Origin of the sequence: Diaphorobacter sp. MNS-0, from assembly GCF_019602835.1 — a bacterium.
Classification (GTDB): domain Bacteria; phylum Pseudomonadota; class Gammaproteobacteria; order Burkholderiales; family Burkholderiaceae_C; genus Diaphorobacter; species Diaphorobacter nitroreducens.
In genome coordinates, this window is sequence record NZ_CP080761.1 from 1,036,591 (window position 1) to 1,052,350 (window position 15,760).

Genomic DNA, 15,760 nt, shown 5'->3' on the forward strand with positions numbered 1-15,760 from the left:
AGATGATTGACAACATCAGCTGGCTGGCGATTTATCCCGAGATCGTGCTGCTGGTCATGGCTTGCGTGATTGCCCTGGTGGATCTGGGCGTCAGCAGCGCGCGCCGCACGGGAACCTACGTGCTCACCATGCTCACCCTGGCGGTGGTTGCCGCGCTCCAGGCCATGTACGCGAGCAGTGGCAACACCTTCTATGCCTGGGGCAACATGGTGGTCAGCGATGCCATGGGCAATTGGCTCAAGTGCTTCGCGACCGTGGCCGTGATGGTTTTGCTCGTCTATGGCCGTCCCTATGCCGCGGACCGCGACATGCTGCGTGGTGGTGAGTTGTTCACGCTGACCATGCTCGCTCTGCTGGGGATGTTTGTGCTGATCTCGGCCAACAACTTCCTGCTGATCTATCTGGGCCTGGAACTGCTCACGCTCTCCAGCTATGCCCTGGTGGCCCTGCGGCGCGACAACACCACGGCCACCGAGGCCGCGATGAAGTATTTCGTACTGGGCGCCATGGCCAGCGGCTTCCTGCTGTATGGCCTGTCCATGCTCTACGGCGCCACCGGTTCGCTGGACATCGGCCAGGTATTCAAGGCCATCAACGCGGGGCAGATCCGTCACCAAGTACTGGTGTTCGGCCTGGTGTTCGTGGTCGCCGGGCTGGCTTTCAAGATGGGCGTGGTTCCGTTCCATATGTGGGTGCCAGACGTCTACCAGGGCGCGCCCACGGCCGTGACGCTGTTCATCGGCAGCGCACCCAAGCTGGCCGCGTTCGCCATGACCATCCGCCTGCTGGTGGACGGCCTGTTGCCGCTGGCCATCGACTGGCAGCAGATGCTTGCGGTACTGGCCATCGGGTCGCTGCTGGTGGGTAACCTGGCTGCGATCATGCAGACCAATCTCAAGCGCATGCTGGCGTACTCGACGATCTCGCAGATGGCATTCGTGCTACTGGGCCTGATGTCGGGTGTGGTGCATGGCAACGTGGACGCCACCGCTGTGGAGAACGCCTACAGCTCCGCCATGTTCTACGTGGTGACCTATGTGCTCACCACGTTGGCGGCCTTCGGTGTGATCCTGCTGTTGGCGCGCGAAGGTTTTGAAAGCGAAGAAATTTCCGACCTGGCCGGTCTGAACCAGCGCAGCCCGCTGTACGCAGGCGTGATGGCCGTGTGTCTGTTCTCGATGGCCGGCATTCCGCCGCTGGTCGGTTTCTATGCCAAGCTGGCCGTGCTGCAAGCGCTGGTCGCGTCCGGGCAGGTACTGCACATCGCCTTGGCGGTATTCGCCGTCATGATGTCGTTGATCGGCGCGTTTTACTACCTGCGCGTGGTGAAGGTGATGTACTTCGACGCACCATTGACTGCTACCAGCGTGTCCGCACCGTTGGACGTGCGTGTGGTGCTGACCATCAATGGCGCTCTGGTCCTGGTCCTGGGATTGCTGCCGGGTGGGCTGATGGCCCTGTGCGCCGATGCCATCGTGCGCGCCCTCGCCACCTGACCGGGCGCCGCGGCTGCCATGACCCAGACGGGGGCCATCTGGCTGGTAATTTTGGCCGCCCTTGTGGCGGCCAATCTCCCTTTCATCAATGACCGGTGGCTGGTCGTCGGCGCGCGCGCCCGGGAAGGCAAACCCTTCTTCGTCCGCGCGCTGGAATTGGTGTTGCTGTACTTCCTGGTCGGTGGTCTGGCGTTGGCGCTCGAAAAACGGGCGGGGCAGATTGCGCCCCAGGGCTGGGAGTTCTACGCGGTCACCGGGGCGTTGTTCGTGACGCTGGCATTTCCGGGGTTCGTCTACCGCTACCTGATGCGTCGCCGCGACCGCAGCGCCGCCGAGGACTGATGAGGGTTGGCCTTGAAGGTACTCGACCTGCTGTGTTCGCTCGACCACACGTTTGAAGGCTGGTTTGCGAGTGAGGGGGACTTTCACAGCCAGCAGACACGTGGCCTGGTGCAGTGTCCGATGTGCGGAGACTCGCAGGTGCGCAAGGGGGTGAGCGCTCCCCGGTTGAACCTGAGCACCGGGGCCTCCACATCGCGGCAAGCCCCTGCGACGGCTCCCGCTCCCGTTCCGCCAGAAGGGGTATCTGCCGCCTTTCAGGCCGCATGGCTTGCCATGGCGCGCCGGGTCATGGCGCAGACCGAGGACGTGGGAGACCGTTTCGCATCCGAGGCACGCCGCATGCACTACGGCGAGGCGGAAGAGCGCGGCATACGCGGCCAAGCGACGCCCCAGGAAACCGCCGAGCTGCTGGATGAGGGTATTGCAGTGCTGCCGCTGGCGTTACCGCAGGCAGCGAAAGAGCCTCTGCACTAGGGTTTTTGGCTCTGGCTGGCTCTAGCGCGTCGGCGCCGCCCCCACTGACCCTTCAACGCGAGAACTGCAGCGCTGCCAAGCGGGCATAGACGCCGCCCTGATGCAGCAAGTCCTCGTGCCGCCCCTGCTCGACGATGCTTCCATGGTCCATGACCACGATGCGGTCCGCATGCTGGACGGTGGCCAGCCGGTGGGCGATGACCAGGGTAATACGTTGGCGGGAATGCTGGCGAAGCGCGGCGTCCAGCGCAAGCTGCACGGCACGCTCGCTGTGCGCGTCCAGGGCGCTTGTGGCCTCGTCCAGGAGCAGTACGGGGGCGTTCTTCAGCAGCGCGCGGGCTATGGCAATGCGCTGGCGTTGGCCTCCTGAGAGGCGCACGCCATGCTCGCCGAGAAAGGTGTCGTACCCCTGCGGCAGCGCGTCGATGAATTCATGGGCAAATGCGGCGCGTGCCGCTGCTTCCACGGCGTGCCGGCTCGCCTGCGGATCGCCATAGCGGATATTGTCCAGGGCCGATGCGGAAAAAATCTCGGCGTCTTGCGGAACCACGCCAATGTGGCTTCGCAGCACCTGCGGGTCCATGTCGCGCAAATCCACGCCACCCAACGTGATGCGGCCCTCGCTCACGTCGTAGAAGCGTTGCAGCAATTGAAAGACGGTGGACTTGCCGGCGCCGCTGCTGCCTACCAACGCAACGGTTTCTCCTGGCAGCAGGCGCAGGTCGAAGTGGCGCAGCGCGGGTGGCACGGGGCGCGAGGGATAGGAGAAGCCTACGCCCGTGAACTCGATCGAAAGGTCTGTGGCCCGCGGCATGGCGGGCCGGGATGGTGCGGCAAGCGTGGGGCGTGTTGCGAGCAGTTCCATCAGCCGCTCCATCGCACCCGCGGCGCGCAACAGGTCGCCATAGACCTCGCCCAGCACGGCTACGGCACCCGCGAGAAACATCGCATAGAGAATGGTCTGCCCCAGTTGCCCGGCCGACAGCGTCCCTGCAAGGACCGCCTGGGCCCCGAGATACAACCCCCACAGCAACAGCGCGGCGCTGGCAATGATGATGAAGGCCATCAGCGCTGCACGGGCGCCGCTGCGGCGCAGGGCTGCGCGCAGCGCACTCTCCGTAGCCGCCGCGAAGCGGGCGGCCTCGCGCGCTTCTGCGGTGTAGCTTTGCACCACGGGAATGGCGCCCAACACCTCTGCGGCGATGGCGCTGGCATCTGCCACGCGGTCCTGGCTTGCGCGTGACAGACGCCGAACACGCCGTCCGATCCACATCGACGGCAGCACGATGGCGACGATGGCCCCGAAGGCGAGCGCCATCACGTAGGGTGTGCTCCAGATCAGCATGCCCAGCGCCCCGGCGCCCAGCACGGCATTGCGCAGCCCCATGGACAGCGATGAGCCCACGACGGTCTGCACCAGTGTCGTGTCGGCCGTGAGGCGCGACAGCACTTCCCCCGTTTGCGTGGTTTCAAAGAACTCCGGGCTCTGCCGCAGCACGTGTGCGTAGACGGCGTTGCGCAGATCTGCCGTGACGCGTTCGCCCAGCCAGCTCATGAGGTAGTAGCGTGCGGCCGACGCCAATCCAAGTGCCACGGCGACCGCGAACAGCACTGCAAAGTGCGTGCGCAAGGCCGGTGCGCCGACGCCCTTTCCCCCCGGGGTGGCAGCGCTAATCGCGCCATCGATCAATTGACGCAGGGCCGTGGGAAAGGCCAGCGTTGCCAAGGCGGCGAGCAGCAGAAACGCCATCGCGCCAGCGAGGTGTATCCGATAGGGACGCAGGAACGGCGCCAGTTCCCTCATCAGGTGGCGCATGTCCTGGGGTTTTTTCTGAGCGTTGGTGGACCTTGCCATGCGCCAGTGTAGGGCGGAAGAGTCGCTGGGTTACGCGGCGCCGAAGCGGTCCACGAACGCCGCTGCAAAGGCCGGGCCACCACTGAGGGTCAGCGTCAAGGTCACCCACGCCTGGGGCTGGGATTGTGGTCGTGGATGAATTTGCCGTTCGTGGATGTCGAACCCCAGCGCCAGCAAGGGCAACCCGTCGCGCTCGCACTGCAGGTCGTAGTCCCACAGTCCTCCCGTCTCGACCGGGCCGCGCAGAGCGCCGAACTCGGTGTGCGCCCAGTCCAGCAGCGCTGTAATCTCCGCTAGCAGCTCGGGCAGGCGATCCGTGGGCACGCTCGCCACGGCATCCCAGGTGGCCGTGCCTTCCTCATCCTCGCTGTAGTCAAAATCCAGAAAATGCAAAGTCATGCGACAACCCAGCCCTGTGATGCGGGCGCTGTTTCTTCAGGAGAAATCATGCTGAAGTGCCCCGAGCCTATTGCATCCCCGCCCGCGTTGCGGGCCGACGGGATCTGCTTCGGCTTTGCGCAACGGCCCTTGTTCCAGCATTGGAGCGCGGATTTTCCCGCAGGCCTGGTGCTGGTGCAGGGTGGGGACGGGGCGGGCAAGACCAGCCTGTTGCGCCTGATGGCCGGAGAGTGGGCGCCGCAGGCCGGGCGGATGCTGCTGCATGGCACGAGCGCGACTCAGAATCCTGCGCAATACCGGGCACAGGTCTTTTGGCGCGACCCGCGCGCGCCGTGGCCGCAGGCGATGACGGCGCGGGACTGGGCCGCCGGGCTGCGCACGGTCCATGCGCGCTGGTCCGAGGAGGACTGGCACGCCCACGTCGTGGGCTGGGGCATTGCCGGGCATTTGCACAAGGCCATGCACCAGCTTTCCGCAGGCAGCCAGCGCAAGGTGCTGATGGCCGGTGCACTGGCCAGCGGCGCCCCACTGACATTGCTGGATGAGCCGCTGGCCGGCCTGGACAAGGCGTCCATTGCCTACCTGCTGCAGGCGCTGCAGCGGGAGGCAAGTGCACCCCGCACCGCTGGGCGCGTGTTAGTAGTGGCGCATTACGATGCGTTGGGCGATCTGCCCTGGCGCCACCGGGTGGTACTGCCGGAATAAACTGGCGCACCTTTTCCCGCGCCCGCTGGCGCAAGGAGTTGTCGTGGAAGCCCTGCTGTTTGCCCCCGCCGCCGTTGCCATTGCGCTCACGCCCGGCCCCAACAATTTCTGCGGGCTCAACAACGGCATCCGCGCCGGTGTCGCAGCCGCGCTGATCGCGACCGTGGGGCGGGTGGCCGCATTCGCCATTTTCCTCAGTGTCTCGGCCGTGGGATTGGGGGCCATGCTGCTGGCTTCGGAGGCCGCATTCACGGCCGTCAAATGGGCCGGCGCCGTTTATTTGTTTTGGATTGGCTGGCGCGCATGGCGCAGCCGGGAGTTCGGTGGCGCGGCGCTGGTCGAGGGAGATGAGGCACCCGCACCCGCGCGCGCCTCGGTGCGCGCCCTGATGGCACAGGAGTTCCTGCTGGGCATCACCAACCCCAAGGCCATCATCCTCTTTGCGGCCATCTTCCCGCAGTTCATCGATCCGGCACAGCCCGCGGCGCGGCAGTTCTTGGTGCTGGGCAGCATCTACCTGATGGCGGAATTCGTGGCCACAGCGGTGTATGCCACGTGCGGGCGGCAGATCCGCCGCGTGATTCGCACGCAGCGCGGCGTGGTGCGGCTGAACCGTGCCACAGGTGGCTTCTTCATGGGAGCTGGCGGCTTGTTGCTGACGGCCAACCGCTAAAAAAAAGCCGGCCCAGGGGCCGGCTTGCGCGGTGTGCCGCAGGCGCGGGGCCTGCGCAGGAGTATCAGACCACGCCTTGCGCCAGCATGGCGTCGGCCACCTTCACGAAGCCAGCCACGTTGGCACCGTTGATGTAACTCACGCTGCCATCGGCGCGCTTGCCGTATTGCAGGCAGGCGGCGTGGATGCCCTGCATGATCTGGAGCAGGCGCGCATCCACTTCGTCGCGGGTCCACGACAGACGCATCGCGTTCTGGCTCATTTCCAGGCCCGAGGTGGCCACGCCACCGGCGTTGCTGGCCTTGCCCGGTGCGTACAGCACGCCCGCCTGCTCGAACAGCTTGGCTGCCTCGTTGGTCGAGGGCATGTTGGCGCCTTCGGCCACGCACAGCACGCCGTTCTTGATGAGGGTGCGGGCGTCGTCTTCATGAAGCTCGTTTTGCGTAGCGCAGGGCAGAGCCACGTCCACCTTGACATGCCAGGGACGCACGCCGGCTTCGAACTTCACACCGGTGCGGGCGGCGTAGTCGCTCACGCGGCCGTAATGGTGGTTCTTTACGTCCATCAGGATGGCCAGCTTCTCGGGGGTGAAGCCGTCTTCGTCGATGATGGTGCCGCTGGAGTCCGACACGGTGATGACCTTGGCGCCGAGTTGCATGGCCTTTTCCACGGCGTACTGGGCCACGTTGCCCGAGCCGGACACGGACACGCGCAGGCCGTCGAAGCTGCGGCCGCGGGTCTTGAGCATCTCGTCGGCGAAGTACACCGTGCCGTAGCCGGTGGCCTCGGGGCGGATCAGCGAGCCGCCGAAGGCCAGGCCCTTGCCCGTGAACACGCTGGCGGCGTTGTTGGCCAGCTTCTTGTACATGCCCGCCATGAAACCGACCTCACGGCCGCCCACCCCGATATCACCCGCGGGCACGTCGGTGTCGGGACCCACGTGGCGGAACAGCTCCGTCACGAAGGCCTGGCAAAAGCGCATGACTTCGGCCGGGCTCTTGCCCTTGGGGTCGAAGTCCGAGCCACCCTTGCCGCCGCCCATGGGCAGCGTGGTCAGCGCGTTCTTGAAGGTCTGCTCGAAGGCCAGGAACTTCAGCACCGACAGGTTTACCGAGGGGTGAAAGCGCAGGCCGCCCTTGTAAGGGCCGATCGCCATGCTGTGCTGGATGCGATAGCCGCGGTTGATATGCACATTGCCGTGATCGTCGAACCAGGACACGCGGAACATCACCACCCGCTCGGGCTCCACCAGGCGCTCCAGCAGGCCTTGCTCGGCATAGCGCGGGTTCTTTTCGATGAACGGCCACAGGCTTTCCATGACCTCGGTCACGGCTTGCAGGTATTCAGGCTGGCCGGGGTTGCGCTGTGCAACCTGTTCAAGGAAATGGCCCACGGATTGGTGCTTCATAAGGACTTTCTGCTCAAGGGAAATTTAGCGATGCGGCAATGCAGCATCGAATTATGTCAAAACGACATGTGGTTATGCACCATTTTGGATTTGATGCCCCGCAATGGGACAGGTTTTCGGGGTTGTCGCGCGTTGCTGGTGCGTTTTCTTGCGCGCTTTTTGTGCGAAATCGGCGGCGAATGCCCTGTTGCGCGGGATTGCGCAACGGTTTGACAGGGGCACGGCTGCGCCGCCCTGGGCACCGCCAAAGCAGCGCTGGCAGTGCAAGGCAGTCGGGGAAGAAGGGAATGCCGCTGGGTGGTAGCGGCGTGAGAGGGTGTGTGGATGCGCTCAGCGCCCGCGCAGGAACAGCGCGTCCAGCTCTTTCATGCTGAGCTGGCGCCAGGTGGGGCGGCCGTGGTTGCACTGGTCGGAGCGATCGGTGACTTCCATCTGGCGCAGCAGGGCGTTCATCTCGTCCAGCGTCAGCCGGCGATTGGCCCGCACGGCGCCATGGCAGGCCATGGTGGCAAGGATCTCGCTCTGCGCGCGCTGCACCACGGTGCTGGCGTCATGGGTGGCCAGCTCAGCCAGGACGCTGCGCGCCAGCTCCACGGGGTTGCCCTGGGCCAGCGTGGTGGGCACGGCGCGCACGGCCAGGGTGCGCGGCGAGAACGGCACGACCTCCAGTCCCAGCCGGGCCAACGTGTCGGCATGCGCCTCGGCGGTCGCCACCTCTTCGGGGGTGGCGGCAAAGGTGGCGGGGATGAGCAGTGGCTGGCTGGCGATGCGTGCACCTTGGTCCACCTGGGCCTTGAGCCGCTCGTACACGATGCGTTCGTGCGCCGCATGCATGTCCACCACCACCAAGCCCTGCGCGCTTTCGGCCAGGATATACACGCCATGGACTTGCGCCACGGCGCGGCCCAGCGGCCAGGTGTGTGCATCCTCGACGTGCGCAGTCGCCATGTCGACGGCAGCCAATGGAGCCGCGCTGGCGGGCGAGAAGGACGGCGCCGTGGGCGCGCCTGGAGCGACCGGTGCCATGGCGGTGGTTGCCGGCATACCGGGCGGTGGCGCAGCCGTGGATGTGCCCCATAGAGCTTGCAGGTCAGAGACCTTGTGGCCTGCGCGCTCTTCAAATTTGATAGCTGCTTGCGCTTGCCAATAGGGGGGATGAGCCGGGTTTCTATCTGAATCGCCCACGGATGGAGCGGCAGGTGCTACAGAAGTTGAAGCGGCAGCCGCCAGCGCCTGCGCGCGCGGCGCCGCCAGAGCGTTCTCCACCGCGTGGCGCACGGCCTGGTGCACCTCCCGGCTGTCGCGAAAGCGCACCTCGATCTTGGTCGGGTGCACGTTCACGTCCACACGCTGTGGGTCGATCTGTACGTACAGCGCGTATACCGGCTGCTTGTGGCCGTGCAGCACGTCCTCGTAGGCGCTGCGCGCGGCATGCGTGAGCACCTTGTCGCGCACGAAGCGGCCGTTCACGTAGCAGAACTGCTGGTCTGCACGCGAACGGGCGGCGTCGGGCAGCCCGGCGCGGCCCGTCACCGTGACTGCGCCCAGGCGCAGGTGCACAGGCACGGAGTCGCGGATGAAGTCCTCGCCCAGCACGTCGCTCAGGCGCTGCTGCAGGGCCTGCTGGCGTTTGCCCTCGTCCGCTGTGGCAGCGGGGGTCAGGGTGGCGCGCCATTGCTCCACCAGCTTGCCTTCGTGCCAGATGGCAAAGCCCACGTCGGGCCGCGCCAGCGCATGGCGGCGCACGGCCTCGATGCAGTGGGCGAGCTCGGTCGCGTCGGTCTTGAGGAACTTGCGCCGCGCGGGCGTGGAGAAGAACAACTCCTTGACCTCCACGGTCGTGCCACGGCTGCGTGCCGCGGGGCGCAGCTCGCCGCTGCGCGCATCCAGCAGAAAGGCGCTGGCCTGCTGCGCGGTGCGCGACAGCAGTGCCACCTCGGACACCGACGCGATGGCGGCCAGTGCCTCGCCGCGAAAACCCATGGTGGCGACCGATTCCAGGTCGTGCAGGTTGGTGATCTTGCTCGTGGCGTGGCGGCGCAGGGCCACCGGCAGCTCATCCTGCGGGATGCCGCTGCCGTCGTCCTCCACGGCGATCAGGCGCACGCCGCCGGCCAGCAGGCGCACGGTGATCTGGGTGGCGCCCGCATCCAGGGCGTTGTCCACCAGCTCGCGCACGGCAGAGGCGGGGCGCTCCACCACTTCGCCCGCCGCGATCTGGCTGATGAGTTCGTCGGGCAGGTCGCGGATGGGGCGCCGGGGCGCGGGGGCGAGGGCGGTGTCGGAAGGCTGTACGGTCACGCGGGGATTTTAGGTGGCGATGCGACCGCGGGTGCTGTGAGGGTCAGTGGCGGTGGCGGTAGCCGCGGTCGTTGTTGCGGCCGACCTCGTTGCCGATCAGCGCGCCGGCGGCGGCGCCGCCCACGGTACCCAGCGTGGAGCCAAACACCGCGCTGCCCACCAGGCCGCCGGCCACGGCGCCGACGCCCGTGCCGATCTGTGCGTTGCTGGGCCGGTGGGCGCAGCCGCCCAGTGCAAGGGCGCCCGTGAGCAGTGCGGCAGTGGCGATCAGGCGGCTGTGGCGGAGGACGGTCATGGCGGTTCCTTTCGGGGAAATGGTCTTGTAATGAGGTGCGGCGCGGTGCGCACGCCGTGGGTGCACTATGGCGCGGCCGTGTGAAGTGTGCCCCGCGGTTTGTTTGCCAATTGCCAACAAGTGTGAGCAATTGCCAATGGTGGCGTGGTGCAACCAGGGGCATTGGGGGCGCGGGTACATTACGGCGCACTTCGCCAACGGGAGGTTTGTGTTTTGGAAGTCTTTGCGTTCCTGATCGATTTCATCCTGCATGTGGACAAGCATCTCGCCGCCTTCGTGGCCAGCTATGGCCCCTGGGTGTACGCGCTGCTGTTCATCATCGTGTTCGTGGAGACGGGCGTGGTGGTCATGCCCTTTCTGCCGGGTGACTCGCTGCTGTTCGTGGTGGGGGCGCTCAGCGGTGCAGGGTTGATGAACTTCCCGCTGGCCTGTGCGGTTCTGCTGGCTGCGGCGATCCTGGGCGACCAGTGCAACTACAGCATCGGGCGCTATTTCGGACCCAAGGTATTCCAGTGGGAAAGCTCGCGCTGGTTCAACAAGAAGGCCTTCGACCAGGCCCATGCGTTCTATGAGCGCTATGGCGGCATCACCATCGTGCTGGCGCGCTTCATGCCCTTCATCCGCACGTTCGCTCCCTTCGTGGGCGGCGTGGCGGCCATGGGGCGGTGCAAGTTCACGGCCTACAACGTCGGTGGTGCGGTACTGTGGGTCGTGGGCATCTGCACGGCGGGGTACTTCTTTGGAAACATGGCCTGGGTGCAGCGGCATCTGGACAAGATCATCTGGGCCATGATCTTCATCCCCGGCCTGATTGCCATCTTTGGCGCATGGCGCGCCGGGCGCAAGGCTCAAGGAACTGCGGTTGCTATTGAATAGATAGCTGGTGGCGCTTACTAGAAGCGCGTTAAGGCCATATTCCATATAAAACGCCACCGCCTCGCGAGAGGGGTGGCGTTCTGCATGGTGAGGCTCTCAGGCGCGCCGTCAACGGCGGCGATCGCGGTCCCGGTCCTCACCCAGTTCGTGGCCGATCAGCGCGCCAGCGGCGGCGCCGCCAATGGTGGCGGCCGTGCCGCCCACGGCGCTACCGAGTGCGCCGCCAGCCACGGCGCCGACACCGGTGCCGATCTGGGCGTTGGTGGGATTGGACGAGCAGCCCACCAGGCCCAGGGCGGCTGCGCAGGCGGCGGCGGAGAGAAGGTGGCGGTATTGCATGGTGGCTCCTTATGGTCAACAGACCCCGGTGTGGGGCCGTGACTCAACTGTCACCCCGCCGGCCCGGTGCCGGTGTAGGCCCGTCTTGCCGGCGCGTGTAGGACGCGGCGGCCCTCGGCCTAACCCGGCGCGAGACAGATCGTCACCAGCAGCGAGGCGTCCTGCAGCGCCCGCAGCACATGCGGAATGCGCGGCACCAGGTGCAGGAAGTCGCCTTCGCGCAGGGTATGCGACTGCGCGCCGGCCTGGAAAAGCACCTCGCCCTCCAGGCACAGCAGCGTGATTTCGCCCGGTGCGTCGTGCTGGTGCTGCTCTTTACCGGCGGGCAGCACCACGCGGATCACTTCCAGCTGGCCGGCCTTGATGAGGGCGCAGGTGGGCGTGTCGTGCAGGCGCGGCCCCAGGGGCCGGAGGCTGACGACTTCGCAGGACTGGGCGTGGGGCAGTGCCATGGCGGTCTCCTGGCCGCCGGCACGGCCGCGCTGCTCAGACGGTGCGGCTGCGCGCCAGCGGCGGGTTTTTCGCGAAGTATCGGACGATGCCGCGCATCAGCGCGTCGGCCAATTGCTCTTGATACGCGGCGGACCGCAGCTTGGACTCTTCCTCGGGGTTGCTGATGAAGGCCGTCTCCACCAGCACGCTGGGAATGTCGGGCGCCTTGAGCACGGCAAAGCCCGCCTGCTCCACGCGCGGCTTGTGCAGCTTGGCCATGCCGCCGATCTCGCCCAGCAGCACGCTGCCGAGCTTCAGGCTGTCGTTGATCTGCGCCGTGGTGCTCATGTCCAGCAGCGCGCGCTGCACATGGCGGTCCTGCTGAGCGCCCAGGTTCACGCCGCCGATCAGGTCGGCCTCGTTCTCCTTGTTGGCCAGCCAGCGCGCGGCCGAGCTGGACGCGCCGCCCTGGCTCAGCGCGAACACGCTGGCGCCGCGTGCCGACGGGGTGGTGAAGGCGTCGGCGTGGATGGACACGAACAGGTCCGCCTGCACGCGCCGCGCCTTGTCCACGCGCGCCGCCAGCGGCACGAAGAAGTCACCGTCGCGCGTGAGGAAGGCGCGCATGGGGTTGCCGCCCACCTGCGTGGCATTGATGCGGTCACGCAGCAGGTGCGCCACTTTCAGCACCACGTCCTTTTCGCGCGTGCCGCGCGGGCCGATGGCGCCCGGGTCTTCGCCGCCGTGGCCGGGGTCCAGCGCGATGATGATGAGGCGGTCGGTGGAATACGCCGCGCGGGCCGTCGTAGGCGGGGTGGCGGGCGCGGCAGGGCGTGCCGGGGCGGCGGTTGCCGGCGCCACGGGTGCGGTTGCCACCGCCGTGCCCGGCACGGGCAGGGCAGGGGGCATGGCCTGCGGTGCGGAATGCCGTGCGATCAGGTCACCCAGAGGGTCCGTCAATGGGGTGACTGCCATGGCGCGCCCCGTACCCGCGCTGCCGGGCAGCGGCGCGGTGGCATCGCGCAGCCGCTCGGCGATCAGTGCCTCCAGCGGGTCGGGCGGCTGCGCGGGATACAGGTCGAACACCAGCCGGTGCTGGTACGCGGCCACGGGCTGCAGCGTGAAGACCTGCGGCCGCGCCGCCTGCTTCAGGTCCACCACCAGGCGCACCACGCCGGGCGCGTTCTGGCCCACGCGGATGCCGGCGATGTTGGGGTCGTCTGCGCGCACCTTGGCGACCAGTTCGCGCAGCGAGGGGTTGAGGTCGATACCCTCGATGTCCACGGCCAGGCGCGGCGGCGTGTCCACGAAGGTCTGGCGGGCCGTGAGCGCGCGGTCCGATTCGATGGTCACCCGTGAATAGTCGGGCGCGGGCCAGACACGCACCGCGACGATGGTGGCGCCGCGTGCGATCTGCTGCGTGCCCAGCAGCAGCACCAGGCTACCCGCGCGCAGCAGGGTGCGGCGGCTGTGAAGGGGGGAAGGGCGGCGGGCATCGCTCATGGGGTGTCCAGTCCTTGCAGTATGGCGCTGCCATGGGGCGTGTGGGCTCGCAGCGTCACGTGCCGGGCTGAATCATCCTCCGCTTCAATGTGAATAGCAATATCCGCAGGCGGGATGAGGGTTCCTGCATGGCCAGGCCACTCGGCCAGCTTCAGGCCGGGGCTGGCGAAGATGTCGCGAAAGCCTGCGTCTTCCCACTCGCGCGGGTCGCTGAAGCGGTAGAAGTCGAAGTGCCAGATGTTCAGTCCTGGTGCCTGGTGCGGCTCGACCACGGCGTAGGTGGGGCTCTTGACGCGCCCCTGCACGCCCAGGGCGCGCAGCAGGTGGCGCACCAGCGTGGTCTTGCCTGCACCCAGGTCGCCATGCAGGGCGATGAAGGCATTGCGCAGGCCGGGCTGCGCGGCCAGGCGCACGGCGAAGCGTGCCGTGTCCTCCTCGTCCTTCCATTGCAGCGACAGGCAGTGCGGCGTTTCTACAATCGGGTGTTGATGGTGTGCAGCAGTCAACTCGTTCCTCAAATACAAGGCTGGGCCCGCGAGCTGGGATTTTCCCAAATCAAGGTGGCCGGCGTGGACTTGTCCTCCGCCGAGCCCGGATTGATGCAATGGCTGGCCCAAGGGTTCCATGGCGAGATGCATTACATGGCGGCGCATGGCCTGAAGCGTGCCCGCCCGGCGGAGCTGGTGCCCGGCACCGTGAGCGTGATCACTGCGCGCATGGACTACCTGCCGCGCGCGATGGCGCTGGAAGCCTCCGAAGGCTGGCAGGCCATTGAACTTGGCCGGCTGGCGCGACCCACCGAGGCGGTGGTTTCCGTCTACGCCCGGGGGCGCGACTACCACAAGGTGCTGCGCGCGCGGCTGCAAAAGCTCAGCGACCGTGTCGCCGAGGCAGTAGGGCCCTTTGGCCACCGCGTGTTCACCGACTCGGCGCCGGTGCTGGAGGCCGAGCTTGCGCGCCGCAGCGGCCAGGGCTGGCGCGGCAAGCACACACTGGTGCTGAGCCGCGAGGCCGGCTCGATGTTCTTTCTGGGCGAGATCTATGTGGATATGCCCCTTGAACCCACCGAGCCCGTCACGCACCACTGTGGCAGTTGCGAGGCATGTATCGATGTCTGCCCCACGCAGGCCATCATCGCGCCGTACCGCCTGGATGCGCGCCGCTGCATCTCCTACCTCACCATCGAGCACGCCGGGCACATTCCGCTGGAGTTGCGCCCGCTCATGGGCAACCGCATCTATGGCTGCGACGACTGCCAGCTCATCTGCCCGTGGAACAAGTTCGCGCAGACCAGCAGCCTGCCCGATTTCGATGTGCGCGCGGGGCTGGTGGGGCAGCAGCTCGTGCATCTGTTTACGTGGGACGAGGAGACCTTCCTGCGCATGACCGAGGGCGGCCCGATCCGTCGCATCGGCCATGAGCGCTGGCTGCGCAACATCGCCGTGGCGCTGGGCAACGCGTTGCGCGCGACCCGCGACCCTGTCGTTCGCGCGGCGCTGGCCGCACGCGCTGATGACCCGAGCCCGCTGGTGCGCGAGCATGTGGCCTGGGCGCTGGCACAGGAAAACTGAATAAAAATGGCCTGCAACGCTTGCAGAACAAGCGCGAGTAGCTATTAATTAAATAGCGTCAACGCAACAAGCCCAGAGCGAAGGGCAGGCTCACCACCCCCAGCACCGTGGAGAGCGTGACCAAGCCCGCGACATACGCGCCGTTGTAGCCCATGCGCGCGGCGAGTACATAACAGGTGGATGCCGTGGACACGGCGCAGAACGCCATCAGCACCGAGGTCTGCGTGGCGTCCAGCCCCAGCAGATGCGCGAACCCCCAGGCGATCAGCGGCTGTGCCAGGTGGCGAATGGTCAGCACCGATGCAGACAGCAGCTTGCTGCGCGTGAGCAGGCCGAACTGCATGCCCGCGCCTGCCGCCATGAGCCCCAGCGCCAGCGACGCGGCGCTGATGCGACCCACCGTGGGCTCCAGCCACGGCGGAATGCGAAAGCCCAGCAGGTTGGCTGCCAGCCCCGTCGCCGTGGCGATGATCAGCGGGTTGCGCAGCAGTTCGCGCACGAAGCCCTGCTGGCCGCCGCGCGCCATGGGCCACACGGCGGCCACGTTCAGCAGCGGTACGCACACGCCAATCAGCACCGCCACCATGAGCAGGCCTTGCGCACCCGCCAGGCGCTCGGCCAGGGCCAGCACGATGAAGGAGTTGAAACGGAAGGCCACCTGCGCCGCCGCCGCGTGGTCGCGCCGGTCGATGTGCCTGCCCAGCCAGGGCAGGTGCGGCAGGCTGTAGGCCAGCACCACGCCGCACAGGCCCGTGCCCACGCCGGCCACCACCAGGCCGGTGGCCTCGCCCACGTTGATGGGGCTCTTGACGATGGACTGGAACAGCAGCACCGGGAACAGCAGGTAATACACCAGGCTTTCCACCGGCTGCCAGACGGAGCGGTTGAGGGGCGTGTAGCGGCACAGCAGGTAGCCGAACAGGATCAGCGAGAAATCCGGGAGAAGAAGCTGCACGTAACTCACGGCGCGCAGCATACCGTGGCGCTGCGGGCCGGCGGCGCGAATCATTGGGGAAACTCCCAACAAATCAGCGCGGCGCCCGCGGTGATCAAAGCGGCATGGCACCGTAGGATCGCCGCCTACCCCCTGT

At 66.9% G+C, this 15,760-nt stretch carries 17 protein-coding genes; 7 read left to right on the forward strand and 10 right to left on the reverse strand.

Annotation, left to right across the window (positions count from 1 at the left end; translation table 11 throughout):
• The first annotated feature begins 2 nt into the window (after nt 1-2).
• From nuoN to K2L43_RS05005, 3 genes are read left to right on the forward strand one after another with little or no spacing between them, the layout of a single operon-like run.
• Nucleotides 3-1,496: an NADH-quinone oxidoreductase subunit NuoN gene (gene nuoN, locus K2L43_RS04995; protein ID WP_015912620.1), complete on the forward strand. Its 1,494-nt coding sequence runs from the start codon at nt 3-5 to the stop codon at nt 1,494-1,496.
• Between the two features lie 18 nt (nt 1,497-1,514).
• Nucleotides 1,515-1,838 carry a DUF2818 family protein gene (locus tag K2L43_RS05000; protein ID WP_015912621.1) on the forward strand — a complete coding sequence of 108 codons (324 nt, stop codon included), beginning with the start codon at nt 1,515-1,517 and terminating at the stop codon, nt 1,836-1,838.
• 12 nt (nt 1,839-1,850) lie between these two features.
• On the forward strand, nt 1,851-2,312 hold the full coding sequence (locus K2L43_RS05005; protein WP_220638619.1) for a DUF1178 family protein: 462 nt from the start codon (nt 1,851-1,853) through the stop codon (nt 2,310-2,312).
• Nucleotides 2,313-2,364: 52 nt separating this feature from the next.
• On the opposite strand, the gene K2L43_RS05010 is transcribed toward K2L43_RS05005, so the two are convergent.
• On the reverse strand, nt 2,365-4,167 hold the full coding sequence (locus K2L43_RS05010) for an ABC transporter transmembrane domain-containing protein (RefSeq protein ID WP_220638620.1): 1,803 nt from the start codon (nt 4,165-4,167) through the stop codon (nt 2,365-2,367).
• Between the two features lie 30 nt (nt 4,168-4,197).
• Nucleotides 4,198-4,566: a hypothetical protein gene (locus K2L43_RS05015; RefSeq protein ID WP_220638621.1), complete on the reverse strand. Its 369-nt coding sequence runs from the start codon at nt 4,564-4,566 to the stop codon at nt 4,198-4,200.
• A 48-nt stretch (nt 4,567-4,614) separates the two neighbouring features.
• Between K2L43_RS05015 and K2L43_RS05020 the strand changes: the two genes are divergently transcribed.
• Together K2L43_RS05020 and K2L43_RS05025 are read left to right on the forward strand one after the other, a co-directional pair.
• Nucleotides 4,615-5,271, forward strand: coding sequence for an ABC transporter ATP-binding protein (locus K2L43_RS05020; RefSeq protein WP_220638622.1), 657 nt, complete (start codon nt 4,615-4,617; stop codon nt 5,269-5,271).
• 43 nt (nt 5,272-5,314) lie between these two features.
• Nucleotides 5,315-5,944 (forward strand): LysE family translocator, encoded by a 630-nt coding sequence (locus K2L43_RS05025; protein WP_220638623.1) that lies wholly within the window; start codon nt 5,315-5,317, stop codon nt 5,942-5,944.
• Nucleotides 5,945-6,008: 64 nt separating this feature from the next.
• Here K2L43_RS05025 and gdhA read toward each other — a convergent pair whose 3' ends face one another.
• The 3 genes from gdhA to K2L43_RS05040 form a co-directional block, all read right to left on the reverse strand.
• Nucleotides 6,009-7,352 (reverse strand): NADP-specific glutamate dehydrogenase, encoded by a 1,344-nt coding sequence (gene gdhA, locus K2L43_RS05030; protein ID WP_103737333.1) that lies wholly within the window; start codon nt 7,350-7,352, stop codon nt 6,009-6,011.
• Between the two features lie 330 nt (nt 7,353-7,682).
• The gene (gene mutL, locus K2L43_RS05035) at nt 7,683-9,653 is read right to left on the reverse strand and encodes a DNA mismatch repair endonuclease MutL (protein ID WP_220638624.1); all 1,971 of its coding nucleotides are present in this window, start codon (nt 9,651-9,653) and stop codon (nt 7,683-7,685) included.
• Nucleotides 9,654-9,696: 43 nt separating this feature from the next.
• A complete protein-coding gene (locus K2L43_RS05040) occupies nt 9,697-9,948 on the reverse strand; it encodes a glycine zipper 2TM domain-containing protein (RefSeq protein ID WP_011804420.1) in 252 nt (83 codons plus the stop codon).
• 213 nt (nt 9,949-10,161) lie between these two features.
• Between K2L43_RS05040 and K2L43_RS05045 the strand changes: the two genes are divergently transcribed.
• Nucleotides 10,162-10,824, forward strand: coding sequence for a DedA family protein (locus tag K2L43_RS05045; protein WP_172206436.1), 663 nt, complete (start codon nt 10,162-10,164; stop codon nt 10,822-10,824).
• A gap of 108 nt (nt 10,825-10,932) precedes the next feature.
• Here the strand turns inward: K2L43_RS05045 and K2L43_RS05050 are convergent, their stop codons facing one another.
• From K2L43_RS05050 to tsaE, 4 genes are all read right to left on the reverse strand, one after another.
• On the reverse strand, nt 10,933-11,163 hold the full coding sequence (locus K2L43_RS05050; protein WP_015912630.1) for a glycine zipper domain-containing protein: 231 nt from the start codon (nt 11,161-11,163) through the stop codon (nt 10,933-10,935).
• Nucleotides 11,164-11,282: 119 nt separating this feature from the next.
• Complete coding sequence (locus tag K2L43_RS05055; protein WP_220638625.1) at nt 11,283-11,615, reverse strand: cupin domain-containing protein; 333 nt, start codon at nt 11,613-11,615, stop codon at nt 11,283-11,285.
• Between the two features lie 34 nt (nt 11,616-11,649).
• Nucleotides 11,650-13,098, reverse strand: coding sequence for an N-acetylmuramoyl-L-alanine amidase (locus tag K2L43_RS05060; protein WP_220638626.1), 1,449 nt, complete (start codon nt 13,096-13,098; stop codon nt 11,650-11,652).
• Nucleotides 13,095-13,604 carry a tRNA (adenosine(37)-N6)-threonylcarbamoyltransferase complex ATPase subunit type 1 TsaE gene (gene tsaE / locus K2L43_RS05065; RefSeq protein WP_103737363.1) on the reverse strand — a complete coding sequence of 170 codons (510 nt, stop codon included), beginning with the start codon at nt 13,602-13,604 and terminating at the stop codon, nt 13,095-13,097. Before tsaE ends, K2L43_RS05060 begins: the two co-directional genes overlap by 4 nt.
• Nucleotides 13,605-13,616: 12 nt before the next feature.
• On the opposite strand from tsaE, the gene queG reads away from it, so the two are divergent.
• Nucleotides 13,617-14,669 (forward strand): tRNA epoxyqueuosine(34) reductase QueG, encoded by a 1,053-nt coding sequence (gene queG, locus K2L43_RS05070; protein ID WP_220638972.1) that lies wholly within the window; start codon nt 13,617-13,619, stop codon nt 14,667-14,669.
• Between the two features lie 58 nt (nt 14,670-14,727).
• Here the strand turns inward: queG and K2L43_RS05075 are convergent, their stop codons facing one another.
• Nucleotides 14,728-15,645, reverse strand: coding sequence for an AEC family transporter (locus K2L43_RS05075; protein ID WP_103737330.1), 918 nt, complete (start codon nt 15,643-15,645; stop codon nt 14,728-14,730).
• Nucleotides 15,646-15,760 lie beyond the last annotated feature (115 nt).